Here is a 23,139-nt window from a genome sequence, read left to right on the forward strand (position 1 = left end):
CTTTACCGGTTAACCCACGGCTGACATAGTGCCGACATCCCACCCGCAGAGCTGAGCCGCACACTTGAAGGAGCTGGGCACATGGGGAACAAGAAGACGCTCACGGGAGCGCTTCTGGCCGTCACGGTCCTGACCGTCGCGGGATGCAGCGGTCAGGGCGCGGCCTCCGGTGAGACGGCGAAGGCGCCCGCCGACCCCGCCGACGCAGCGGGCACCATCAAGGTCCTCACACACCGGACCGACCTCGTCCAGAACGGGACGATGGACAAGTACGCCGCCGAGTTCAACAAGACCTACCCCAAGGTGAAGGTGAAGTTCGAGGCCCTCACCGACTACGAGGGCGAGGTCAAGATCCGGATGAACACCGAGGACTACGGTGACGTCCTGATGATCCCGGCCGCCATCGCCAAGAACGACTACCCGAAGTTCTTCGCTCCGCTGGGCAGCGCCGCGGACCTGGGCGGCAGGTACCGCTTCAGCGACAAGACGGAGGTCGGCGGCAAGGTCTACGGCATCACCACCTTCGGCACCGCCAACGGCTTCCTCTACAACAAGGCCGTTTGGAAGAAGGCCGGCGTCACCGAGTGGCCCACCACGCCGCGGGAGTTCTACGACGACCTGAAGGCGATCAAATCCCGGACGGACGCGGTGCCGTACTACACGAACTTCAAGGACGGCTGGCCGCTGACCGCCTGGAGCAACAGCATCGGCTCGGTCACCTGTGACGCCAAGGCCAACGACAAGCTCGCCGGCCCGGTCTCCCCGTGGAAGCGGGGCGGTGAACTGCACACGATCGACTCGCTCCTCCACGACATCGTCAAGGGCGGCCTGTCCGAGAAGGACCCCAACACCACCAACTGGGAGGCGTCCAAGGGGATGATCGCCCAAGGCAAGGTCGCCAGCATGCAGTTGGGATCCTGGGCCATCACGCAGATGCGAGACGCCGCCCGGAAGGCCGGGGCCGACCCCGACGACATCGGCTTCATGCCCTTCCCGGCCCAGAAGGACGGCAAGTACTGCGCCGTGCTCGCCTCCGACTACCAGCAGGCGGTCAACATCCACTCCGACGACAGGGCGGCGGCGCGGGCCTGGATCGACTGGTTCACGGAGAAGTCCGGCTTCTCGGCGAAGGAAGGCGCTGTCCCTGCACTGAAGTCCGCTGCCATGCCCGGCACACTGAAGGACTTCGTTGACAACGATGTCACCTTCCTGGAGCGCTCGGAGGCCGAGACCGGCGACGTGAACACCATCGACAACGCGGCGGAGATAGGCCTGAACAAGCCGGACTACCGCCAGAAGCTGGTCGACCTCGCTCGTGGTGCCCAGAAGGGCGATCTCGACGACTTCTTCGCGGACCTCGACAAGCGCTGGAACGAGGCGGCCGAAGCCGCGGGCTCCTGACCGTCAGCCTGCCCCTGCCGCCAAGCAGCCACGGCCCCGTCCGGACCGGCGGACGGGGCCGACCGCCCGTCGCAGATCAGCGGACGACGAAAGGCCCGACATGACCGAGACGACCGACACGGCGCCCGCGAAGGTGCCGCGCACCGCCGCCCCACCCCGCAGGACGGCACGCCGCCCCGCTACTCCGGGTGGCAGCCTGCGAAGCGGCCCCCTGCTGCGCCGCCTCACCCCGTGGCTCTTCCTCGCGTTCCCCCTGATCCTGCTGGTCACGTTCACCTACGTGCCCGTGGGCAACATGATCTATTACAGCTTCACCGACTGGGACGGCGTCAGTCCCGACCGGAACGTCACGGGCTTCGACAACTACCGGCAGCTCTTCACCCGGCCCGAACTGTTCCGGGTGTTCTTCGTCAGCTTCTACTACCTCGCCGCCTCCGCCGTGCAGATCGTGGCCGCCCTGTACTTCGCGACCGTCCTCAGCTTCGACCTGCGCTTCCGGAACCTCTTCAAGGGAATCCTGTTCTTCCCGTACCTCATCAACGGCGTGGCCATCGGGTTCGTCTTCCTCTACTTCTTCCAGGACGGCGGCACGCTGGACTCGGTGCTGTCCTGGTTCGGCGCCGGATCCGACCACGCGTGGCTCGGTGACCCCGAGTCGGCGAACACCTCGCTCGCCGGCGTGTCCGTGTGGCGCTACACCGGGCTCAACTTCGTACTGTTCCTCGGCGCGATCCAGTCGATCCCCGCCGAGCAGTACGAGGCGGCGCAACTGGACGGAGCCACCCGGTGGCAGCAGTTCCGCCACCTCATCGCCCCGAGCATCCGGCCGGTGCTCAGTCTCAGCGTCATCCTGGCGATCTCCGGGTCCCTGTCGGTGTTCGAGATCCCCTACATCATGACCGGCGGCGCGACCGGCACCTCGACCTTCGTCATCCAGACGGTCAAGCTCGCCTTCCAGTTCAACAAGACGGGCCTGGCGTCGGCCGCCGCCGTCGTCCTGCTGCTGATCATCCTGCTGATCACCTGGATCCAGCGCCGCCTCGTGCCCGACGAGAAGGTGGACCTCGTATGACCACGTCCCTGCCCGCCCGCCGACGCCGGATCGCACCGGCCCTGACCTACCTGTCGCTGATCGTCGCGTCACTGGTCATCCTGGTGCCGCTCGTCGTCGTCTTCCTCACCTCGCTCAAGACCTCCAAGGAGGTCACCGACGGCGGCGCCCTGACGCTGCCGGGTGACTGGCTCAACTTCGGCAACTACGCGACGGCGTTCACCGACGGCAAGATGCTGTCCGCCTTCGGCAACACCGCGTTCATCCTGCTCTTCTCCATCACCGGAACGGTCCTCATCGGGTCGATGACGGCGTACGCGATCGACCGCTTCGCGTTCCGGGCGAAGAAGCCGGTCATGGCGCTGTTCCTGATCGCCACCCTGGTCCCCGGCGTCACCACCCAGGTCGCCACCTTCCAAGTGGTCAACAGCTTCGGCCTGTTCAACAGTCTCTGGGCGCCGGTCCTGCTGTACATGGGGACGGACATCGTCTCGATCTACATCTTCCTGCAGTTCATCCGGGGCATTCCGGTCTCCCTGGACGAGGCCGCCCGCCTCGACGGGGCCAACGCGTTCACCATCTACTGGAAGATCATCCTGCCGCTGCTGAAGCCGGCGATCGCCACGGTCGTGATCATCAAGGGGATCACCGTCTACAACGACTTCTACATCCCCTTCCTCTACATGCCCTCGGAGGAGCTCGGCACCATCTCGACCGCCCTGTTCCGCTTCAAGGGACCCTTCGGGGCGCACTGGGAGGACATCTCGGCCGGCACCATCCTGGTGATCGTCCCGACCCTGCTGGTGTTCCTCTTCCTCCAGCGCTACATCTACAACGGCTTCGCTCAGGGCGCGACCAAGTGACACCCGCCGGCTCCGCGGCCACCGCCGCGGAGCCGAGCTCACTCACGGCCTTCCGGACCACGAGGGTTCTGGTCCACCGGTCCGGCAGCCTCGGCTGATCCGCGGGCCACGCCCGCGGGTGCGCGTCCTCCGCTTCATCGCAGGGTGAGCCGGGTCTCGGACTCGACGCGGGTCAGCTTCTCCGGGTTGCGGACGTAGTACAGGCTCGTGATGCGGTCGTCCTCGACGCGGATCCCCATGATGCCGTCGAGTTCCCCGTCCAGGCGTACGACGAGTGCCGGGTTGCCGTTGACCACGGTGGGGTCACACGTGATCGTGCCCTTGGTCTTGCTGATGCCGCCGAGGTAGAAGCGGACCACCTTCTCGGCGCCGACGACCGGCCGCAGCGCGGCCCGCTTGATGCCACCCCCATCGCTCACGAGGACGACCTCGGGGGCGAGCACGTCGAGGAGGTCCTGCGGGTTCCCGGTCTCGAGCGCACGCTGGAACGACTCCAGAACCGCCCGGGCCTGACGCTGTGAGGTCACCTTGGAGGGGCGGCGGGCATCGACGTGCCGCCGGGCGCGGTGTGCGATCTGGCGCACGGCAGCCGGGGTCTTGCCGACGGCCTCGGCGATCTCGTCGTAGCCCACCTCGAAGACCTCGCGCAGCACGAACACCGCCCGCTCGGTCGGCGAGAGTCTCTCCAGGACGAGCATCATCGCCATGGAGACGCTCTCGGCGAGTTCGACGTCCTCGGCCACGTCCGGCGTGGTGAGCATCGGCTCGGGCAGCCACTGCCCGACGTACGCCTCCCTGCGACGCCGCAGGGTGCGCAGCCGGTTGAGGGACTGCCGGGTCGTGATCCGCACCAGATAGGCCCGTTGGTCGCGCACCTGCTCCAGATCGACCCCGACCCAGCGCAGCCAGGTCTCCTGGAGGACGTCTTCCGCGTCGGCCGCCGACCCGAGCATCTCGTACGCGACGGTGAAGAGCAGGTTGCGGTGGGCGACGAACGCCTCGGTCGCCGGGTCGGTGGGGTGGTTACTCATGTCTCGGCATCCTTCCGTCGCCTCGGCCTTCCTGCCGGGAATTTCCGAGCGCGTATGCACAACAAGGGGCCTGTCCGCCAACAGCCGTTCGCCGTGCCCCGCCTGTCCGGCGCGGCCGAGGAGGAGACACCACCCGGCGTACGACTGTGACACGCAGGCCGATGATGATCCACCGCCTGAGCGGCCGCTGAGGAACGCGTGCGTGCAGCGGCACCCCGTGAGAGGGGTGTCACCGCACGACCTGCGCTCCGGATCCGCTCTCTCAGACCGAATCGACGCGTGCCTCTGCCTCGGGCCTTTGCTGAGGACCGGCCGGCAACCCGCCGTTCCTGGCTTCCAGCAGCTGGTTTCGCTGCGTACCTCCCGAGACGCGGTGCAAGCCGTACGAACCGGGCTTGCCCGCCTCGTCGACGAGATACTTGACGACGCCCTTGCACACGTACTCCTTGATCTTCGCGCCAGGCCGGCCGGCGATGTGGAACGGCCGTGCGACGTCGTCGCGGCGGGCGAACTGGAAGATGCCCGCGCCTCGGCCCAGACTGATGCACTGACCGGCGAACACCTGATTCAGGGGAGCGGGCTGCTCACCGGCGATCCGGGCCAGCACCGTGTCCGCGGCCCGTGCCCCCAGCGGGAGCGCGGCCTGGCAGCTCATCCGCAGCGGCAGGCCCGACGGCGCCGCCGAGTCCCCGGCCGCGACGATGCGCATGTCGTCCACGCTGGTCAGCGTCTCGTCAGTCAGCAGACGGCCCAGGGCGTCGGTGCTCAGCCCGCTGCGGACGGCCAGGTCCGGCACGCCGAATCCGGCGGTCCAGATGGTCACCGCGCTCGGCAGGGTGCGGCCCCCGCCGAGCTCCACGGCATCGCGAGTCACGGCTGTCACCTTCGTGCCGGTGCCGTCGAGCACCGTCACGCCGAGCCTGTCGAGGCGCCTGGCGACCGAACGCCGTCCCCGCGGGTGCAGGTACGGACCGAGCACGCCGCCGCACACCAGGGTCACCCGGCGGCCCTGCTCCGCCAGCTCGGCTGCGGTCTCGATGCCGGTCGGACCGGCTCCGACCACGGTGACCGCGGCCGTCACCGGTGCCGCGTCGAGAACAGGCCGCAGACGCTGCGCGTCCTCCAGGCCGGCGATGGGGTACGCGAACTCGGACGCTCCGGGGACGCCCGGGTCGGCACTGCCGCTGCCCACCGCGTAGACCAGGTAGTCGTAGCCGACCGTGCCACCCGTCGCCAGCGTTACGCGGCGCTCCGAGGCGGCGATCCGTGTCACGGTGTCCACGAGCAGGCCGACGCCCTCGGCCAGGACCTCGCGGTAGTCGACGACCGCGCTGTCGGACCCGCCGACCAGCTGGTGCAGGCGGATCCGGTGGACGAAGGACGGTCGCGGGTTGATCAGCGTCACCGTGATGTCGTCCCGCTGCGTGAAGCGGTTGGCGGCGAGGACGCCGGCGTATCCGCCGCCGATCACGACGACTTCGGTCTTCTCAGCCATGGTGTCTCCTTCATTCCGAGTGCGTTCGGCCTTGAGACACCGCGCTTCGGGACGCTGTGACAGCGTGTGAAGCAGATCACGTCGTACGTGGACGGGACGCGGCTGCGCGCCCTCTCTCGGTACGGTCGGGTCGGTTTCGGGCCCGGTGAGACGGTAGGCGAAAGGATTCATCCGAGGTGGCAGGGAGCTTCCAGGCCATCACTCCAACAGAAAAGGATCACTCGTCCTTCCGTCTTCGTTCCGGGACTTGTCCCTCGCTGGAGGCATTACGGGCGAGGGACCCCCATGGGCTCGTCCCGCCCGGCTGCGCCGCGACTGAGGAATGCAAAAGAATCCTTTCTGTAGGATGCTGTCCTGCCATACAAGAAACCATTCTGCACCACGCTGAATCGAAATCAAGACCTGCGAATTCTTATTCGATTCAATTCCTATAGCCTGCAATAAATACCTTTTGCGAAGTTTAGCTAGCCCTGTGTGTCCCGCGTTCTGCGGTGTTTTGGTGAGTAATGTGCGGACGACGCAATGAGGGCTTCCGGGAAACCGTGAACGGTCTCGGAGCCGCCGCTTTCGCACAGAAAATCGGTTTCGTATGAAGTCCAGATCTCCCGATGTCGCACGACGCCGTACTGTCTCCTCCTGGCTCACGGCGGCTTTCGCCACGGCTGTTTCCGCAGCACTGGTCGTCGTGGCACCGGCCCCGGCGTTCGCCGCCACTCCCGTACCGCTGGGCACGGCAGAAAGCTTCGCGGTGCTGGCAGGTCAATCGGTCACCAACACCGGGCCCTCGGTGATCACCGGCGATGTCGGTGTCAGCCCCGGCACGGCGATCACCGGGTTCCCGCCGGGAATCGTGAACGGGGTCATGCACGCCGCGGACGCTGTCGCGCTCCAGGCCAAGTCCGATCTGGTGGCGGCGTACAACGATGCCGCGGGCCAGGCCTCGAACGGGGCACTCCCGCCGGACGCCGGAGGGCTGACGCTGGTACCCGGCGTCTACACCGCCTCTTCCACGCTGGGTCTCACCGGCACCCTCACCCTCGACGCACAGGGCGACCCCAACGCTGTCTGGATCTTCCAGGTCGGCTCGGGGCTGACGACGGCGTCCGGCAGCAACGTCGCCCTCATCAACGGCGCGCAGGCGTGCAACGTGTTCTGGGAGGTCGGCAGTTCGGCGACCCTCGGCACCGACTCGACGTTCATCGGCACCATCATGGCCCTGACCTCGATCAGTGCCAACACCCGAGCGAGCATCGACGGCCGGGCGCTGGCGCGTGAGGGGTCGGTCACCCTGGACACGAACAGGATCACCCGCCCAACCTGCGCCGGCGGCACCACATCCGGCACGACCACCGGCACCACGACAGGGACGACCACCGCCGGCACCACCGCCGGCACGACGGCCGGTACGACGGCCGGTACGACCGGCGGTACGACGGCCGGTACGACCGGCGGCACGACGGCCGGTACGACCGCCGGCACGACTGCCGGTACGACCGGCGCCACGACGGCTGGTACGACCGGCGGTACGGCTGGTACGACCGGCGGTACGACGGGCGGCACTCCCACGGGCGGCGCGGTCGGTGGCGCAATGGGCGGCACCACCGGCGGTACTCCGGGCGGTGCGACCACCGGCGGTGCGACCACCGGCGGTACTCCGGGCGGTGCGACCACCGGCGGTGCGACCACCGGCGGTGCAACGACCGGCGGTGCAACGGGCGGCGGCCACACGGGTGGTGGACACGGTGGCGATCACGGTGGTGGTTACCCGGGCGGCGGTCACGGTGACGGTCACACCGGTGGCGGCCACGGTGGCGGCCACGGCGGTGGTGACTACGGTGGCGGTCACGGAAGCAAGCCGGGTCACGGAAGCAAGCCGGGTCACGGCCACGAGGGATACGACAAGTCCCAGGTGCACGGCGGGTACGGCGAGTGGCCCATGGCTCCGGGCAAGGGCGAGTGGCCCATGGCTTCGGGCAAGGGCGAGTGGCCCATGGCCGCGGGCAAGTTCGAGGGTTAGCCGAGGGCGCGAAGCACGCGCTGCCGGCTGAGCGGTGCGCGGCGGGGATTCTCTCCGGCCCGCCGCGCACCGCCCCAGTTCAGGTCACGGGGCGGACCGGAGTGAACGTACGACGGACGAGAGGGACAGGGCGACCAGTGCTGGGCGGAGTCGAAGCAGAGCACGAGCGGAAGAGTGAGCGGGCCGACGGCTCGGAGCCGGCCGTCGGCGCCACGGCTGACGGGTCAGGGCGACATGGAACAGGTGAGAGACGGGAGGCGCCCGGTGCGCGCAGGCGGACGGTGAGGGGGATTCTCAACACCGGCGTGGCTCTCTGTCTGGCCATGACCCTGGCACACGTCGTGCTGGTCTTCCTGCACGTGGCGCCCCCGAACGTCGTCTCGCAGCGCTACAAGTCCCAGGTGGACGCCTGGATCTTTCCGCTCTTCGAACAGAACTGGCGGCTCTTCGCGCCGGACCCGGAATCCGTCAACCGGACGGTGTCCGCGCGGACCGCGCACACCGCCCGCGACGGTTCGGTCCGAGTGAGTCCCTGGTTCGATCTGACCGCGGTGGACGAAGCGGCCATCGAGCACAACCCCTTTCCGAGTCACACCTCGCAGAACCTTCTGCGCCGGTCCTGGACGTCCTACGTCGAACTGCACGGAAGCGATGACATCTCGCGTTCGGCCCGGGCCGTGATGATGCAGCAGTACCTGCGCAACGTCGCCGCCGACCGAGTCGCCGAGCTGAGCGGCAAGCCGTTCGAGTCCATCCAGCTCCGGGTCGCCACGCTGCCCGTCGCCGCTCCCGGCACCCGGGACAGTGACCGCCGTGCCGCTTCCGCGCATGCCCAGACACGGCTTCTGCCCTGGTGGAAGGTAGCCCCCGATGGAGAATGACCCGATGCGTCACCAGACGGCTCCAGGGCGACACCCCTCGCCGTCCTCGCCCACCTCCCCGTTCGCGGAGGCATCTCCGGGCAAGGCGTCCGGGCGTCACCTGCCAGCGATGGTGCCGGGTCTGCCCGGCGGTCCGATCCGGCGCGCCTGGGCCCTGCTGACCGACCGCCCCGTCTCCCTCTACGCCGTGTCGGTGCTGCGCATCGGATACGGCTTGCTCTACCTGGTCTTCCTGCTTCGCGAGTTCTCGCACCGCGACGTAATCTGGGGGCCCGGTTCACCGTGGACGCCGGCTCTCGCGCGGCAGCTCTTCGACCAGACGGGCTGGGCCAGCGTGCTCACGCTGTCGGACAGCCGTCTCTACTTCGAACTCTGCTATGCCGCGGCGCTGGTCGTCTGCGTCCTGTTCCTGCTGGGCTGGCGCACTCGTGCCGTGTCCGTGCTCTTCGCCGTTGTCGTCGCGTCCTTCCACGGACGGGCGATCTACATGACGGACGGAGGCGACAACCTCGTTCTCCTCATGGCGGTCTACCTCCCCCTCACCGCGTGCGGACGCAGATGGTCCCTGGACGCCAGAAGAGCCCGTCGCCGGGCGGCGGGGAATTCACGAGTCCGGTGGCCGGCCGGCGCCGTACCGGAACTGCGCGAGGCGCGCAGCACCTTCGTGACGGCCGTGCACAACTGCGGGCTCCTCGTGATCGCCCTCCAGGTCTGCTTCCTCTACGGCGCGGCGGGTCTGTACAAGGTGCAGGGCGGAACCTGGGGCGCCGGAACCGCACTGCACTACGTCCTGAACCTCGAACTCTTCCAGCCCTGGCCCGCGGTCTCCCACTGGGCGGACGGTCAGGCGGCCACCCTGGCGGTGGCCGGCTACCTGACCGTGCTTCTCCAGGTCGCGTTTCCTTTTGTGCTGTTCGGCAGGCTCAAGTACCCGGTACTGGCGATGCTGCTCGGCATGCACACCGGGATCGCGGTCCTCATGGGACTGCCGTTGTTCTCCGGTGCAATGATCATCGCGGACGCGGTGTTCCTGCCGGACCGGTTCTACCTCGCGGTGGGCAGCCGGGCCGGCCGGGCCGGGCGGTGGTCGGGCGCGGCGCGGGCCGTGTCGGCGGCGCGGCCGGAAACGGTCCCGAAGCAGACCGAGCGCAGTCCCTCCGTGACCAGTGTTTCCTGATTCTCGTCCCTCGTGCGCCGGTACGCCGTGAGCAGCCCCGGCAGGTAGACCTCGCCGTGGTCCGGTCCGTACCGCTCCGGCCTTTCAGGCCGGGGGAGCGTCGCGAGCTGCCTCCACGGTGGGATAGAGCCGCAGGATCGTGTCGGCGCCCGTGATGCCGAACAGCCTTGCGAGGTTGGTGGGCGTCGCGGCGAGGCGCAGATCGGTGAGCTGGTGGAAACGCAGCAAGAGGTTGAGGAAGCTGGAGTCGCCGAACGTGACGCCGCTCAGATCGAGGATGACTGTGTGATGCCGTGTGCGGGCCGCCTCCAGATCGTCGGCGACGGGAGCGATGCTCGAGGCATCGAGGTCGCCGCGCGGCACGATGACGGGGGGCGCGGGAAGTGCGCTGTCGTGTGTCGCCATGGGCTGAGTATTACCGATGATCGGATCCGTATGGACGGGAGGGAGCACTTTGGTGAAGGCAGCGTGATGTACGCGTGCGGGTGCGCCGTGGAGGGGTACTCGAACGGCGCACTCCGGACAGGGGTGCGTACTGGGGAGGCCGCTGGAGCGGGATCGGGCGGCGCCGCAGCCGCGAGGTATGGAGATGGTGGAATTGCGCCTCAGTGAGGTTTACAGCGGGCAGCCGGGCTGTATAGCGACGGCCAGGCGGTCGGTGACGGCGTTCCTGGCCCGGATCGGCACCGACACGGCCGTGCGGATCCCGGCCGACACGGTGGGGCGGGCGCAGCTCGTGGTGAGCGAACTGATGACCAACGCGGTCCAGCACACCGGCGGCGAGTGTGGGCTGCAGCTCGAGCTGGTCGCCGACGAGGTGGAGATCACCGTCTGGGACACGGACGCGTCGCCGACCGAGGTCACCGTGGCCAAGCCCGATCCACTGCGTGCGGGACAGCACGGCCTGGAGATCGTGAAGGCGCTGTGCGGCCGCCTCCGCGTCAGTCCGGTGCCGCGAGGCAAGCAGGTGCAGGTCCGCATGGCGCTTCCGCTCGCGGCGTAGGACCTCCCCGGGCGTCGACCGCCCAGCCGTATGCGCCGAACCGGATCACCTCTGTCTCACGTGTCCGCGGACCGTGGGCGATGACCGCACTCGGCGGCGGCCCCGTCCCACTGCGGATCCCCCGGCGCGAACGCGCGTGTCGCGCCGTCTCGAGCGCCTGTAACCGGGAGTCATCTCCGTCCGGCCGGGATCCCTGACCTGGCAAGGTATCCACAACCTCCGGGCAGGGCTAGGCTGTTGGGCGAAGCCCCAGCCCCCGGCAGCGATGTCTTTGTTCCGCCCCGGGAGGCCCACCGTGTTCGTACTGCTTGTCCTCGTGATCGCGGTGCTGTTCGGTCTCGGCTTCATCAGCCCCATCTGGTGGGTGGCCGCAGCGCTGCTGGCCCTCGCCGCCAGCCGCCACCGGCGTGATCATGGCCCCGGCCGGGGGCGCCCGTACGGTGCCGACGCCGGTGAGTACCGCGAGTACGAGGCGCGCCGTGATCGGCAGCACCGCTGGGAGCGCCGCTACAACCGGCGGCACCAGGCGCGGTGGATCCGCGAGGAGCGGCAGGACCGGCGACACGACATCCGGCCGACGAGGCATCACTGACATCCATCGGTTCCGGCAGCTTCGGCCACCCCGGACCACCGACCGTCGAGAGGTACAGCCATGTCGCGTACCACCATGCTCCCCGAGGGGATTGGGACCTGAAGGCCGAAGCCTCGTGGACCAATGAGCCGCCGCCCAGGCAGAGTGTCGCCTGCCTGCACGCCGAGATCGTCCGGCTGCGGCGGGCGCTGGAGGCCGTGCGGCCGTCGACCAGGCCCGCGGATTCGTGATGGGTGCTGACGCCATGCCGTCGGGCCGCTGCCAGGAACCTGCTGATCGAAGTCTCCCGCCGGTGCCGCGTCGGGCTCCCGGAGACGGCCGCAGCCGTGGTCGCGGCCTGGGAGGGAAAGCCACTCCCGCGTGAGCCACCCCCGCGTGAGATGCAGCAGGCCCTCGCTGTGTCTTGGCGTGGCGCCGCTCCGCCGGGCCTCACGGCCGGCCCGACCGGCGCCGGGTCGCCGGGCCGCATGATCCACCCCTTGACTCCGAGCCCCCGGCGGTCACTGTCCTCTGATCTCGTCGAGCGAGATCTGCATCTCGGCACGCGCGCGCACGAACCAGTCCGCCAGGACGGCCGTCTCCTCGGGGGTGTAGTCGGCGAAGAGCGCACCGAGCCGTTCGTAGTGCGGGCCGTACACGGCGAAGACCCTGGCGGCCGCCGACGCGTCGAGGACGACCCGCACGCGACGCCGGTCGTCGGGGTCGGGCTGCCGGTGCACGTAGCCGGCGCGTTCCAGGCGGTTGAGTACGCCGGTGACGGCGCCCGTCGTCAGGTTCGCGCGCTCGGCCAGATCGCCCGCGTTCAGGTGCTGCTCGCCGGCGCCGATGACGTGGCCCAGGCAGGTCAGGTCGGTGACGTTCAGTCCCAGCCGCTGCGCGATGTCGTGCTGCGACACCAGGGCGAGCGCGATCATCTGGTCCATCGCGTCCAGTGCCTGCTGCGGTGTCGCTTCGGGACGGGACTTGCCCTTCACCGGAATTCTCCTTAGCATCTAAGTTACTTAGCTCGTGAGATAAAGCACCTCTCGCGTTGCGACGATACAGAGAGATCGACCCGAGGAGACCCATGAGCGGCATGCACGGCGACCACGACCTGGGCCACACGGTCGCCGGATGGACGGGCACCTGCATCGCCCTCGTCGGATTCATCCTCTCCGGCGCCGCCATGATCGCGGCGTGGGCGCCGGGTTTCTGGCTCGGCCTCGGCGTAATCGCTCTCGCCGCCTTCGTCACCTGGGCGCTTCACCTGAGCGGATGGGGGAAGCCCAGCGGTCCGCGTCCGGCTGCCGGGCAGCACTGGCGCAGCAGGGACCGTGCGGCAGAACAGGGCCACCCGAACTGCCTGGGCTGTCGTGCTGCGGGACGCGGGCGCGCTCGCACCGGGCGCACCGGGCAGCCGGCGACCGCGACCACCCGGGCTCCCTCGGCGGGCGCGGCACTGACGTCAGCCGAGTAGACGGCCCCGGGCCCGGCTGCCCCGCGCGGCAATCGGCCCCGGGGGAGGCGCCGGGTACCCCTCCCTGACGCGAGATGACGCCTTGGCCATCTCCACCGCGGGACAGCGGTACGACGCATGAGCGGAGCGAAGCCGTGGCGGCGTAGGCGACCTGCCGGACGCACGTGGGTGTTCGGTACCCCTTCTCGTTCCGGCGACGGCCTCAGTGATCCACGGCCATGTGCCACGAGTGCCGACTGGGGCCACCAGGCTGTGGAAGCCGAGCCTCGCTGTGCCGCAGCAGCCGGGACGGCGGGCGGCGGAAGCCCTGCCCGAACCGGTGTGAATTCAGTGAGGGGTGTGCCCGGTGCGCGTTCCGCTTCGGCATCCGGCGGCACCGATGTAGTACGCGTTGAGATAATTCGGACCCGCACCCGGTAGCTGGGTGGGGCCGGGCCTGACGCACAGGTGGTAGTCGTTCGTGCTGCCGCCTTCTCGGACATCGACGTGGACCAGCACTGTCGTGTCACAGCAGTGGTTGTACCCGGCGAACTGGGACTCGCGGACGCGGTACCGGAAGAAGCCGCACGGGGTGAGGGAACTCGCCCCCGCTGGACGCGCTTGCGGCCCGCGCCCGGACTCGGCGTTGGCCGGTCCCGGGAACGCAAACAGGGCCAGCGCGGTGAGGGCGCCCGACGCTGCCGCCGTGGCGGCGCGAACAGAACGAGGGGAAGGCTTCACGAACACTCCGCGCATCCGTCTCGACACCCGCCGTCGTCGACGCGATCTCCGGGGCCATCCTGTACGGCACCTCCGGCGTGGTGTGCAGAGCGATGGCCGTCCAGAGCGTGTCCGCGGCGCCGTCGGACAGACCGTGCGTCAGCAGGAACGCGCGCGTCTGGTGGGCGCCGTCCAACTCGAAGCGCTGCCGCCGGAGGCCCGCCAGGACGTACCGGCTCCGCTAATCGTCCACCCGTGCGGCCGGGGGCGCGCGGGAGTGAATGCGCGGGGATTGCGGCGTGCCGGGGTCGCGGCCACGGCACGCTGCTGCTCGTTGATCCGGACAGCGCGGCCAGGGGCCGTCGAGAGCGGAACGGGCGCGTGCTCGTCGAGGGGGACCGTGTGGTGGCAGCCGTGAGGAGCAGGCGTGACAGTTGACGGAGCCGTCGGAAGTTCCGCCTCGCCGCCGGTCGCTGCCCCGTGCCGGGGCCCCGCTGACGAGGACCGGCAGTCACGGACGCCGCCGCGGCACGTGGCCTGCGTGATGGACGGGAACGGCCGCTGGGCGGCACGGCGGTCACTGCCGCGGACCTCGGGGCACCGGGCGGCCGAGGCGACGGTGATCGACGTGATCGAGGCGGCCCGGACGGCAGGGGTGCAGTGGCTGAGCCTGTACGCGTTCTCCACCGAGAACTGGCGACGCCCGGGCAACGAGGTCGACTTCCTCATGCAACTGGTGCGCCGCGTCGTGCGCAAACACGCTCCGCTGCTGCACGCCCGGGGCATCCGCTGCCGGTTCCTCGGCGTGACGGACTCCAGAATCCCGGCGGTACTCGCCCGGGACTTCGAGGACCTGATGACGCTGACCGGTATGAACCGCGGCATGACGCTGACCGTGGCGTTCGACCACGGCGGGCGCGGGGACATCGTCGAGGCGGCCCGGTCGCTGATCCGCGGCGGGGTACCGGCCGACGCGGTGACCGAGCAGAGTTTCGCCGCCCATCTGCCCTTCCCCGACACACCCGACGTGGATCTCGTCATCCGGACCTCCGGGGAACAGCGCATCTCCAACTTCATGCTGTGGCAGGTCGCCTACGCCGAGTGGATGTTCCCGCCGGTGCTGTGGCCCGACTTCCGCGCGACGCACTTCGTGGAGTGCCTGCACACGTATCAGCAGCGCGATCGCCGCTTCGGCGGCGTCACGCCGACCGCGAACGGAGCACCCTTACCGTGACCGAGACCGCCAGCACCCACTCCAGCAGCGCCGACTCCGGTACCGGCGGCCCCGGCGGGGGCCCGTCCCGGCCGGCGTCCGAGGCAGCGGCCGGGCCCCGGTCGGGCACGGGGTCGCAGTTCCACGAGTTCTTCAACGACCCGCGCTGGGCGCTGGCCATGGTGCGGGCGACCGTACTGGAGGCCGCCCACCCGCAGATCGGCGCTGCCCTCCTCGACAACTCGACCTTCGTGGCACATCCGTGGCGCCGGCTGCGCAACACCTTTGTCAGCATGCAGCGCATGTTCGGCGCCGACGAGCACGCCCGGCAGCGGGAGGCGGCGCGGCTCAATCGTCTGCACGCACGGCTCAACGGCACCGACGCGCACAACCGGCCCTACGACGCGATGAATCCGAAAGTCCGCGCCTGGGTCGTGGCGACCCTGTTCGAGAGCGCCGTCACCCTGTGCCGACTGGGCGGCCAGCCCCTCGAACAAGGCACCATGGACAGGCTGTACGCCGACTTCCAGGCACTACTCGCGGCGATGGGCGATCAGGCCGGCCATCTGCCGCCCACCCTGCAGGAGTTCTGGCAGTACTTCGACCACATGGTCGAAGAGGAACTCGAGAACACCGAGGCACTGCGCATCATCCTCTACAAGCTCTTCGACCATCTCCCGGCGCCGCCCCTGCTGGACGGGCTGCCCACGGTGTGGGCGGCCGGCCGGGCTCTCGCCGGTCCCGTCATCGGAGCCATCACGGTGGCGTCCCTTCCCGAATCCTTCCGCCGCCGCGCAGGACTGCCCGAGATCCCCGGGGCCCAGACGCTGATGCAGAGCGCCTACCTGGCCGTCGGCCTGGCGCGCTTCCTGCCGGAGGGCTGGATCCAGGCGGAACGCATCGCCGGCCTCCTCTCGCTCTCGCCCGACAGCGACGACCCCCGCGCGCGGAGCATCACGGCGGTGCGCGACGGGATGAAGCGGGCAGGCGCCCTGATCAGACTGATCACCCCGCTGCCCGCGCAAGCCGATCCCGCCGGGGCGAGCGAGCCGCAGCGCAGCGCCGAGGAGTTCTTCGACGCGGTACTGGACCAGACCGGCGACGGATTCCTGGACTGGCCCGACCTCGCCGCCATGGCCCGGGAACTGTCCGGCCGCCTCGACCTCGACGAACCGGAGGAGACCAAACTCTACGACGCGTACGCCGACTGGTGGCGGGAACTGCAGGCCGCCCTCGACACCGACGGTGACGGCCGCATCAGCAGGGCGGAGTACGCCGCCGGTGTCCCCTCGCTGGCCGGGCCCGCGCTGATCAGAGTCGCGGAAGTCCTCTTCGACGCCACCGACCGGGACGCCGGCCAGACCATCGACGGGGACGAGTACCGGGCCCTGTTCCGGACAGGGTTCCGGCGTGACATGGCCGACGCCGAGGGCACGTACTCCCGCAGCGCGTTCCTGAAGGACTTCCTGTCCTTCATGTCGGGCCGCCGGCGCTCGAGCGCCTTCGACCCCCTGCTCAGCGAAGCGTGACCCCGCCCGCGCGAGGATCTGGACCCCGCGCGCAGGCAGCGGGCTGCCGGGCGCATCCCTACGCGTCCGAGGGGCGGGTCACCGCGTGGGGGTGATCGTCGAGGTAGTCCCGTACCACCGACAGGAAGCTCGGGTCCGGTTCCAGCCCGAGCGAGGTGGCGCGCGTGTTGTCGAAGACGGCCGGCCATGAGCCGACGACGGCCTCGATCGCCGGGTCGGGGGCGATGGTCACCAAGTCGGCTGCGGATCCGGCCACTTGTCGCAGGACGGCGAGCATCTTTGCGACGGAGACCGTGAGGGCGGGGAGGTTGACGGGCAGCGGGCCCTCGATCCGCCCCGGTCCGGCGCCCCGTTCGGCCTCGGCGACGCGGAGGATCCCCTGCACCGTGCGTCGCGGTGAGGCCAGAGCCACGCGCTGGGCGGGGTCGACCGGGCAGGTCGCCGGGAGTCGGGCGAGAGGCTCGCGGATGATGCCGGACAGGAAGCCGGAGGCGGCCGCGTTCGGCGTGCCCGGCCGCACGGCGACGGTCATCAGGCGAGCGACGCGTCCGTCGACGAAGCCACGGCGGGTGCAGTCCGCGACGAGATGCTCGCAGGCGAGCTTCTGTGTCCCGTAACTCGACTGCGGTGTCGGCAGGGTTGTCTCACTGACCACGGGCGGCAGGGGCATCGCCGGGTGGGATCCGTAGACGGCGAGGCTGCTGGCGAAGACCATCCGCGTGACGGGCCCGCCGGCCAACGACCGGGCCCGTGCGGCTTCCAGGAGGGCCCGGGTGGTGTCCAGGTTCACGCGCATCCCGAGGTCGAAGTCCGCCTCGCACTCGGCCGACGCCGCGGCTGCGAGATGGAACAGCACGTCAACGCGTCTGGCGAACAACTCGCCCAGTCCGTCGAGCAGTTCACCGTGCACGATGTCCACGAGCGGGTCGGCCGTCTGCGGGAGGTCCGGGTTCACGACCCGGTCGGCGAGCACCAGCCGGGTGATCGGTTCACCGCCGAAGGCGCGCGTACGCAGCAGGGCCCCGGTGAGCAGGTGCCCCAGGAAGCCGTACGCACCCGTGATGACGATCCTCATGTGACTTCTCCTCGGAGCCGGCCGACGAACGGGACGTGCGCGCCGTAGTGCTACCCCTTCGCGGAGCGCGACAGGCACGCGTCGACCGGCGAGCGCCGTGCGGTGGGCTTGAGGGACGGGGCGGCGGGGCATCGGCACCGCGTCCTTGACGGCTTCGGCAAGCGGGCGAAGTGGTCGCCGGCTCTGTGGCCCCTGGCGGAAGCCGCTTCGCGCTGCGGCGTCCGCGTACTCACCGGGGAAGCCGGTGACCGCGGGCGTGCGGGCGTGCGTATGCCCGGAGGGTGACTCGCTCCGGTCCCCAGCCCCGCTCCGGGCCCCGGCGCGACCTGGCCGACACCGGAGTGTCCTATTTATGCGCATCAAGGCTGTTTCGCATGGAATGCCTCGGATACTCGCAAAGAGTCTCAATCGGTACATGAGCACATAGGCGCGGTAAGGCCCCTTCACCGAGTCGAGAGACGACCACCGTGGCGAGCGGGTGGTAGCCCCCGCACGGTCTTTCACCGAAGCATGACGGCCGATCCGCGCCCGGAAAGAGGGTGAGGGCCATGAGTACTCAGTCCGCCGACGGCGGGGCCGGGCGCGTACAGGCGGCCGGACAGACCGCGAGAGAACAGGCATCGGCCACAGCGGGCCAGGCCAGGGACGCCGCGGGCGAGGTGGCGGGGACCGCGATGGATCAGGCCAGGACGGTTGCCGAGACGGCACGCCGCCAGGCCGAAGGCGCCGTGGGAGACCTGCGGGACCGTGTGACCGACGAAATGCAGGGTCAGACGCAGCGGGCAGCCGAGACGGTACGCCAGTGGGCGGACGACCTGTCGGAACTGACGCGCAACGCTCCCGGCGATACCCCGGCTCGCAGCATGGTGTCCCAGGCCGCGAACGGTGGCCACCGGGCAGCGGACTACCTGGAACGGCACGGCGTGGAAGGCATGGGCGAGAACCTGAAGGGGTTCGCGCGGCGCCGGCCGGGAGCCTTCCTGGCGGGGGCGGCACTGGCGGGGTTCGCGGCCGGCAGACTCGTCAAGGCCGGCGGCAAGGCGCAGTCCGGACCGGGTTTGGAGGAGGCCCGCACCCCGGTACCGGACGTGGGGCCGCCCGGACCGCCGCTGGCGGCCGTTCGGGTCGAGCCGCACGCCTACCCGGAGGTGTGACATGTCGTCTATGGCACCGGAGCCGCGCGGTCAGGACCCCTCGGTCGGGGAACTGCTGTCGGAAGTGGCCTCCGACGTCCAGACGCTCTTCCGGCAGGAAGCCGAACTGGCCAAGATCGAGATTCGTGAAGAGGCCACCAAGGCTGGCAAAGCCGCCGGAATGTACGGGGGAGCCGGATTCGGCGGCTACATGGTCGCCCTGTTCGCCTCGCTCGCGGCGATGTACGGCCTGGCCAACGTGATGGACACCGGATGGGCGGCCCTGATCGTCACCGCCGTATGGGCGATCGTCGCGGCAGTGCTGTTCAGCAAGGGCCGCTCCCGGATGCGGGAGGTGTCCCCGAAGCCGGAGCAGACCATGGAGACCCTGAAGGAGGACGCGCAATGGGCACGTCACCCGACCAAGTGAGAACCGATATCGAGGCCACCCGCGGGCGCCTGTCGGAGAATGTCGACCGGCTGGCCGACCGCACCAGCCCCGGACGGATCGTGCGTCGTCGCACCGGTCGAGTCCGCGGAGCGTTCTCCGGAGCGCGCGAGCGCGTCATGGGCACCGCTTCCGGAACCACGCAGAGCACCAGGGACCGCGGTCAGCAGGCCGCCGCGTCCGTCCAGGACAGCGTCGGGCAGGCCGCGGGCACCGTGCGCCAGAAGGCCGGTCAGGTCGGTGAAGCGGTCGGCGGCGCCCCGGAGCAGGCCGTCCGGCAGACGCAGGGCAATCCGCTGGCGGCGGGTCTGATCGCGTTCGGCGCCGGGCTGCTCGCCGCCTCGCTCCTGCCCGGCTCGCAGGCCGAGGAGCAGGCGGTCTCCCAGCTCTCCGAGAACGCCGGTGAGGTGATCGAACCCGTCAAGCAGGCGGCGATGGAATCCGCGCAGCATGTGAAGGAGGACGCCACGGAGGTGGCCAAGCAGGCCACTCAGGAGGTCAAGGACAGCGCCGCGGAGGCTGTCCGGACGACCAAGGAGGCATCCACCGACCAGGCGGGTCAGGTCACGGAGCAGGCCAGGCAGTCCGGCCAGGAGGTGGCCGACGAGGCCCGGCGGCAGTCGCCCGGCGCCATGTGACCACCGTCGCCGGGGCACCGCGGGCGGAGGGGGGCAGGGGTGGGGGCATGACGCACCACCTCCGACCGAGCCGCCGCACCGGCGCCCTCGCCGTATCCTGTCGCCGGCCCAACAGGTCCCACGGGCCGGCGACCCCGGCATGCACGCCTGGTGAGTCTGGCCACTGACCTGCGGTCGGCCCCCCACTCCGCTTGTAGGTCGACGAAGGGGGAGTGAGCGCTGCCCGCCGCACCACGGTGCCGACAGCCGTGAGCTCCCCAGCGGTCGCCAGTGACGATCAGCGTGTACCTCAGACCCGACTCGCTCAACTGATCGTGACGACACGCGCCCAGGCCGGTGGCGTGTCCGGGACGTACTCGGGGTTCGCCTCGTTCGCGCCGTGGGCGGGGCGGGGAAAGAGGCCGACGACGGTGCGGCAGGGCGGCGCCACGGAGGGCCAGGGTGTCAGACCGTCCGTCAGTGCCACGATCACGTCGGGGCGGGGCCCGGAGCGGAACGCCCGAGCGAAACCGGAGCGCAGATCGGTCCCCCCGCCGCCGATCAGCTCGATGTTCTCGGCGCGGCAGAGCGGGACCGCGACCCCGGCCGCCGCGTCGCATGAGATCACCGAGACCAGGTCGCGTCGCCCGCCCACGGCCCGTGAGATCGCGGCCACTTCCAGCAACGCGCTGCCCAGCTCGGCGTCGCTCACCGACCCTGAGGTGTCGATCACGACGCAGACCCGGGGCGGCGTACGGCGCAGGCTCGGCAGCAGCACCTTGGGGACACCAGCCGAGCGGCGGGACGGTCGCCGGTAGCTGTGGTCCTCGCCCGTGCCCGGCGCACCCGCCGCCGAGCGGACCGCGGCCCCCAACAACTGCCGCCAGGGCTGGGGCGGATGAAACGCCTCGTCCGCCCACCGACGCCACCCCTCCGGCGCGTCGCCCGGCCGGCCCTTGATCCCCTCCGCCACGCGGAAGCGGACCGCGTCCTGCTGCTGCCTGCTCAACCCGTGCGCCCCGTCGGGACCCCACTCCCACGGCCGCTCCTGCCCGTCGGCACCGCTGCCGCAGTCCAGCCAGGCAAGGTCCGCGGTGAGTGCGGACATCGAGGCCGTCCGCAGGTACTCCTCCATCAGCAGTCCCTCGGGCAGCCGCAGCAGCGACGGCAACACCGCTCCCGTCGGCCGGGGCAGGCCCTCACCGTAGATGTCGTCGTTGATCTCGAAGTCGGCGGCGATGTTACGGCGCAACCGCTCTCCCGGCCCGTACTCCTCGTGCTGCCGCGCGTACCGTTCGCTCCGCCCGTGGTGGTCCCTGAGCAGATGGGAGACCTCGTGCACCCAGGCGCCCGCCAGTTCCTCCACCGGCATGCGCGCCACGAACCCGGGAGAGACGTAGCAACGCCATGATCTGTCATTCCCCTTTCCTGCCCGTCGGCCCAGGTCGCGGCACGCCGCAGGCGGGGCGGCAAAGGAGGACGGCCCCGTCGGAGAACTGCACGACCACCGGGTGACAATGTCCCGATGACCGACCACGAAGCCCACGCTCCCGCACGTGCGTTGCTGCGCCGCCCCCAGGACGGTGAACTCATGGACGTCGCCGGTGTCGCACACTTCTTCCGGCTCACCGGTGAGCACACGGGCGGGCACTTCGCCTTCGAGGAGTTCAGCCTGGCTCCTGGCACGATCGGCGCCAGGCCGCACGTGCACGACGGGCACGACGAGTACTTCTACGTGCTCGAAGGCGAGTTGACGCTGCACACCGGGGGCGGCGAGGTGACGGCCGGCCCGGGCAGCCTGCTCGCCGCGACCCGCGGCGCCCCACACGGTTTCCGCAACGGAAGTGCCGTTCTCGTCCGCGCTCTGTGTCTGTACACCCCCGCCGGCTACGAGGACTACTTCCGTGACGTCCATGCGGCTGTCAGCGCGGGGGCCGAGGCGACCGATGAGCTGCTCGCCGAGTTCCGCAGCCGTTACCGGACCTGGTCCTACGAGGGCCCGTCAGGCCGCTCCGAAGTCTGAGGACACCGTGGCGCTGAAGCGTCCTCCCCGCCGCCGCTGGGGTGCTCCGGTCCGCCCGCTCGACGGCGCGTCGCCCGGCCGCCTTCCCGTGAGAACACGTTGAACTGGCGGGATACCTGATCGACCTGTCTGGCATCTACTCACCCCGAAAGATCTGGGCGCGCAGTTCCAGCAGATCAACGCAATCACGGAGATCCGGCCGTGGAAGACCGGCGCGCTCACGCATCAACGCGATGGCCTGGATATGGCGTCCATCGGCAACCAGTTCGTCCACATGCAGCTGGTCCCCGACCGGGAGGCGATCCCACAGAGCATCGTTCATCCTCACATTGAACCGCTCCAGAGCCGCTGGCTCACCAAGTTTCTGCAGGTCAGATAGCGGCCTTGACAAACATCACCACCAGGACAAGACGCTCTTACGGAGGCGCGGCAGAGCGGGAAGCCGTGCGTCGGCGGCGGCTCCCGCCCGATGTCGTGGCACCTGCCCTACGCGGTGGCGAAGTGCTTCGTCAGGGTCTCGACCACGACGCGGACCGCGGGCGAGGTCCAGCGCTCCCCGTGGCGCACCAGTTGGACGCAGACGTCGGGGAGGGCCGGGCCCCTGATGACGGTCAGGCGCTCTTCCCGCAGCGCGTTCTCGACCGCCGCGGCGGGGAGGATGCTGATGCCGAGGCCGGCCATGACGCAGTTGCGGACCGCTTCACTGCTGCCCAGCCGGGTCAGGCGGGTCCGGGCGCCGGATGCGGCCTGGAGCAGGCCCGCGATGCGGTCGCTGTAGGAGCAGCCCTCCTCGTGCAGGAAGACGTCCTCCTGCGCGAGTCGGGGCCAGTCGGCGGGCTTTCGCAACGAGGCCAGGGGGTGACCCGGCGGCCCCACGAGGGAGAGAGGCTCAGTGGCGATCACGGATGCCGTCAGACCGGGGAAGGCAACCGAGTCCTCCAGGAGGAGGGCAAGATCCAGACGTCCGCTGCGCAGCCCTTCGACCGCCGCCTGCGTGCCGGCGGGAAACAGATGCACAGCGATGTTCGGGTGGCTGCGGCGCAGCGCGACGATCACCTGCGGAAGGTGCGCGGAGCAAAGAGTGTCACCGGCCGCGACGGCGACTGTCCCCGAGGGCTCCGAGTCCGCGGCGGCCGCCCGCAGCCGCGCCTCCGCTTCGAGGACCGCGTCGGCTTCCGGCACCAGCCGTCGCGCCGCCGCCGTCAGGCGGGCACCGCGCGGCATGCGGTCGAAGAGCTGGACTCCCAGCAACTTCTCCAGGGTCTTGACCTGGGCCGTCACGGTGGACTGCGACAGATGGAGGTCGGCTGCGGCCGCGGTGAAGTTCTCCGTCCGCACGACGGTCAGGAAAGTCCGGATCAACTGCGTCTCCACACCAGGACTGTACGCCGGAAATCGGAACCGTCGATGGGGATCATCGACAATCATCGTTTCC

At 69.9% G+C, this 23,139-nt stretch carries 23 protein-coding genes and 2 pseudogenes; 15 read left to right on the forward strand and 10 right to left on the reverse strand.

Going from position 1 to position 23,139, the window contains the following annotated elements; translation table 11 throughout:
* Positions 1–81 precede the first annotated feature (81 nt).
* The 3 genes from AC0ZLC_RS04725 (at position 82) to AC0ZLC_RS04735 (ending at position 3,315) form a co-directional block, all read left to right on the forward strand.
* Positions 82–1,401 (forward strand): ABC transporter substrate-binding protein, encoded by a 1,320-nt coding sequence (locus AC0ZLC_RS04725; RefSeq protein ID WP_476750579.1) that lies wholly within the window; start codon positions 82–84, stop codon positions 1,399–1,401.
* Between the two features lie 100 nt (positions 1,402–1,501).
* Positions 1,502–2,473 carry a carbohydrate ABC transporter permease gene (locus AC0ZLC_RS04730; protein ID WP_476750580.1) on the forward strand — a complete coding sequence of 324 codons (972 nt, stop codon included), beginning with the start codon at positions 1,502–1,504 and terminating at the stop codon, positions 2,471–2,473.
* Positions 2,470–3,315 (forward strand): carbohydrate ABC transporter permease, encoded by an 846-nt coding sequence (locus tag AC0ZLC_RS04735; protein WP_476750581.1) that lies wholly within the window; start codon positions 2,470–2,472, stop codon positions 3,313–3,315. Before AC0ZLC_RS04730 ends, AC0ZLC_RS04735 begins: the two co-directional genes overlap by 4 nt.
* Before the next feature lie 134 nt (positions 3,316–3,449).
* On the opposite strand, the gene AC0ZLC_RS04740 is transcribed toward AC0ZLC_RS04735, so the two are convergent.
* On the reverse strand, positions 3,450–4,346 hold the full coding sequence (locus tag AC0ZLC_RS04740; protein ID WP_476750582.1) for an RNA polymerase sigma-70 factor: 897 nt from the start codon (positions 4,344–4,346) through the stop codon (positions 3,450–3,452).
* Positions 4,347–4,608: 262 nt separating this feature from the next.
* Positions 4,609–5,841, reverse strand: a complete 1,233-nt coding sequence (locus AC0ZLC_RS04745; protein ID WP_476750583.1) for an NAD(P)/FAD-dependent oxidoreductase — start codon at positions 5,839–5,841, stop codon at positions 4,609–4,611.
* A 589-nt stretch (positions 5,842–6,430) separates the two neighbouring features.
* On the opposite strand from AC0ZLC_RS04745, the gene AC0ZLC_RS04750 reads away from it, so the two are divergent.
* From AC0ZLC_RS04750 to AC0ZLC_RS04760, 3 genes are all read left to right on the forward strand, one after another.
* Positions 6,431–7,858 (forward strand): ice-binding family protein, encoded by a 1,428-nt coding sequence (locus tag AC0ZLC_RS04750; protein WP_476750584.1) that lies wholly within the window; start codon positions 6,431–6,433, stop codon positions 7,856–7,858.
* 323 nt (positions 7,859–8,181) lie between these two features.
* The gene (locus tag AC0ZLC_RS04755; protein ID WP_476750585.1) at positions 8,182–8,739 is read left to right on the forward strand and encodes a DUF5819 family protein; all 558 of its coding nucleotides are present in this window, start codon (positions 8,182–8,184) and stop codon (positions 8,737–8,739) included.
* Positions 8,740–8,848: 109 nt separating this feature from the next.
* A complete protein-coding gene (locus AC0ZLC_RS04760) occupies positions 8,849–9,916 on the forward strand; it encodes an HTTM domain-containing protein (RefSeq protein ID WP_476750746.1) in 1,068 nt (355 codons plus the stop codon).
* A gap of 84 nt (positions 9,917–10,000) precedes the next feature.
* Here the strand turns inward: AC0ZLC_RS04760 and AC0ZLC_RS04765 are convergent, their stop codons facing one another.
* Positions 10,001–10,321, reverse strand: coding sequence for an STAS domain-containing protein (locus AC0ZLC_RS04765; RefSeq protein ID WP_476750586.1), 321 nt, complete (start codon positions 10,319–10,321; stop codon positions 10,001–10,003).
* A gap of 184 nt (positions 10,322–10,505) precedes the next feature.
* On the opposite strand from AC0ZLC_RS04765, the gene AC0ZLC_RS04770 reads away from it, so the two are divergent.
* Together AC0ZLC_RS04770 and AC0ZLC_RS04775 are read left to right on the forward strand one after the other, a co-directional pair.
* Positions 10,506–10,919, forward strand: a complete 414-nt coding sequence (locus AC0ZLC_RS04770) for an ATP-binding protein (protein ID WP_476750587.1) — start codon at positions 10,506–10,508, stop codon at positions 10,917–10,919.
* A 295-nt stretch (positions 10,920–11,214) separates the two neighbouring features.
* On the forward strand, positions 11,215–11,511 hold the full coding sequence (locus tag AC0ZLC_RS04775; protein WP_476750588.1) for a hypothetical protein: 297 nt from the start codon (positions 11,215–11,217) through the stop codon (positions 11,509–11,511).
* A 500-nt stretch (positions 11,512–12,011) separates the two neighbouring features.
* Here the strand turns inward: AC0ZLC_RS04775 and AC0ZLC_RS04780 are convergent, their stop codons facing one another.
* Positions 12,012–12,485 (reverse strand): MarR family transcriptional regulator, encoded by a 474-nt coding sequence (locus AC0ZLC_RS04780; protein WP_476750589.1) that lies wholly within the window; start codon positions 12,483–12,485, stop codon positions 12,012–12,014.
* A gap of 92 nt (positions 12,486–12,577) precedes the next feature.
* Between AC0ZLC_RS04780 and AC0ZLC_RS04785 the strand changes: the two genes are divergently transcribed.
* Positions 12,578–12,967 carry an HGxxPAAW family protein gene (locus tag AC0ZLC_RS04785; RefSeq protein WP_476750590.1) on the forward strand — a complete coding sequence of 130 codons (390 nt, stop codon included), beginning with the start codon at positions 12,578–12,580 and terminating at the stop codon, positions 12,965–12,967.
* Positions 12,968–13,294: 327 nt separating this feature from the next.
* Here AC0ZLC_RS04785 and AC0ZLC_RS04790 read toward each other — a convergent pair whose 3' ends face one another.
* Both AC0ZLC_RS04790 and AC0ZLC_RS04795 read right to left on the reverse strand, forming a co-directional pair.
* Positions 13,295–13,702, reverse strand: a complete 408-nt coding sequence (locus AC0ZLC_RS04790; RefSeq protein ID WP_476750591.1) for a DUF6355 family natural product biosynthesis protein — start codon at positions 13,700–13,702, stop codon at positions 13,295–13,297.
* Positions 13,701–13,874 (reverse strand): annotated as a pseudogene (locus AC0ZLC_RS04795) (HD domain-containing protein); the annotation flags it as partial. The gene AC0ZLC_RS04790 and the pseudogene AC0ZLC_RS04795, both read right to left, overlap by 2 nt.
* 324 nt (positions 13,875–14,198) lie before the next feature.
* On the opposite strand from AC0ZLC_RS04795, the gene uppS reads away from it, so the two are divergent.
* Positions 14,199–14,900 carry a polyprenyl diphosphate synthase gene (uppS, locus tag AC0ZLC_RS04800; protein WP_476750747.1) on the forward strand — a complete coding sequence of 234 codons (702 nt, stop codon included), beginning with the start codon at positions 14,199–14,201 and terminating at the stop codon, positions 14,898–14,900.
* Entirely contained in the window at positions 14,897–16,408 is a 1,512-nt protein-coding gene (locus AC0ZLC_RS04805) for an oxygenase MpaB family protein (RefSeq protein ID WP_476750592.1), read from the forward strand. The genes uppS and AC0ZLC_RS04805 overlap by 4 nt, the downstream gene beginning before the upstream one ends.
* Positions 16,409–16,466: 58 nt before the next feature.
* Here AC0ZLC_RS04805 and AC0ZLC_RS04810 read toward each other — a convergent pair whose 3' ends face one another.
* Positions 16,467–17,483: an NAD-dependent epimerase/dehydratase family protein gene (locus AC0ZLC_RS04810; RefSeq protein ID WP_476750593.1), complete on the reverse strand. Its 1,017-nt coding sequence runs from the start codon at positions 17,481–17,483 to the stop codon at positions 16,467–16,469.
* 548 nt (positions 17,484–18,031) lie between these two features.
* Here AC0ZLC_RS04810 and AC0ZLC_RS04815 point away from each other — a divergent pair.
* From AC0ZLC_RS04815 to AC0ZLC_RS04825, 3 genes are read left to right on the forward strand one after another with little or no spacing between them, the layout of a single operon-like run.
* Positions 18,032–18,637: a hypothetical protein gene (locus tag AC0ZLC_RS04815; protein WP_476750594.1), complete on the forward strand. Its 606-nt coding sequence runs from the start codon at positions 18,032–18,034 to the stop codon at positions 18,635–18,637.
* A gap of 1 nt (position 18,638) precedes the next feature.
* On the forward strand, positions 18,639–19,046 hold the full coding sequence (locus tag AC0ZLC_RS04820; RefSeq protein ID WP_476750595.1) for a phage holin family protein: 408 nt from the start codon (positions 18,639–18,641) through the stop codon (positions 19,044–19,046).
* Positions 19,022–19,702 (forward strand): DUF3618 domain-containing protein, encoded by a 681-nt coding sequence (locus tag AC0ZLC_RS04825; RefSeq protein WP_358852545.1) that lies wholly within the window; start codon positions 19,022–19,024, stop codon positions 19,700–19,702. Before AC0ZLC_RS04820 ends, AC0ZLC_RS04825 begins: the two co-directional genes overlap by 25 nt.
* A 304-nt stretch (positions 19,703–20,006) precedes the next feature.
* Here AC0ZLC_RS04825 and AC0ZLC_RS04830 read toward each other — a convergent pair.
* Positions 20,007–21,098, reverse strand: a pseudogene (locus AC0ZLC_RS04830) (vWA domain-containing protein); the annotation flags it as partial.
* A 108-nt stretch (positions 21,099–21,206) separates the two neighbouring features.
* Here AC0ZLC_RS04830 and AC0ZLC_RS04835 point away from each other — a divergent pair.
* Positions 21,207–21,704 (forward strand): cupin domain-containing protein, encoded by a 498-nt coding sequence (locus AC0ZLC_RS04835; RefSeq protein ID WP_476750596.1) that lies wholly within the window; start codon positions 21,207–21,209, stop codon positions 21,702–21,704.
* Between the two features lie 136 nt (positions 21,705–21,840).
* Here AC0ZLC_RS04835 and AC0ZLC_RS04840 read toward each other — a convergent pair whose 3' ends face one another.
* On the reverse strand, positions 21,841–22,026 hold the full coding sequence (locus AC0ZLC_RS04840) for a hypothetical protein (protein WP_476750597.1): 186 nt from the start codon (positions 22,024–22,026) through the stop codon (positions 21,841–21,843).
* Between the two features lie 164 nt (positions 22,027–22,190).
* Complete coding sequence (locus AC0ZLC_RS04845; RefSeq protein ID WP_476750598.1) at positions 22,191–23,078, reverse strand: LysR family transcriptional regulator; 888 nt, start codon at positions 23,076–23,078, stop codon at positions 22,191–22,193.
* Positions 23,079–23,139: the final 61 nt, after the last annotated feature.

Source organism: Streptomyces sp. GLSS-08 (assembly GCF_056387915.1).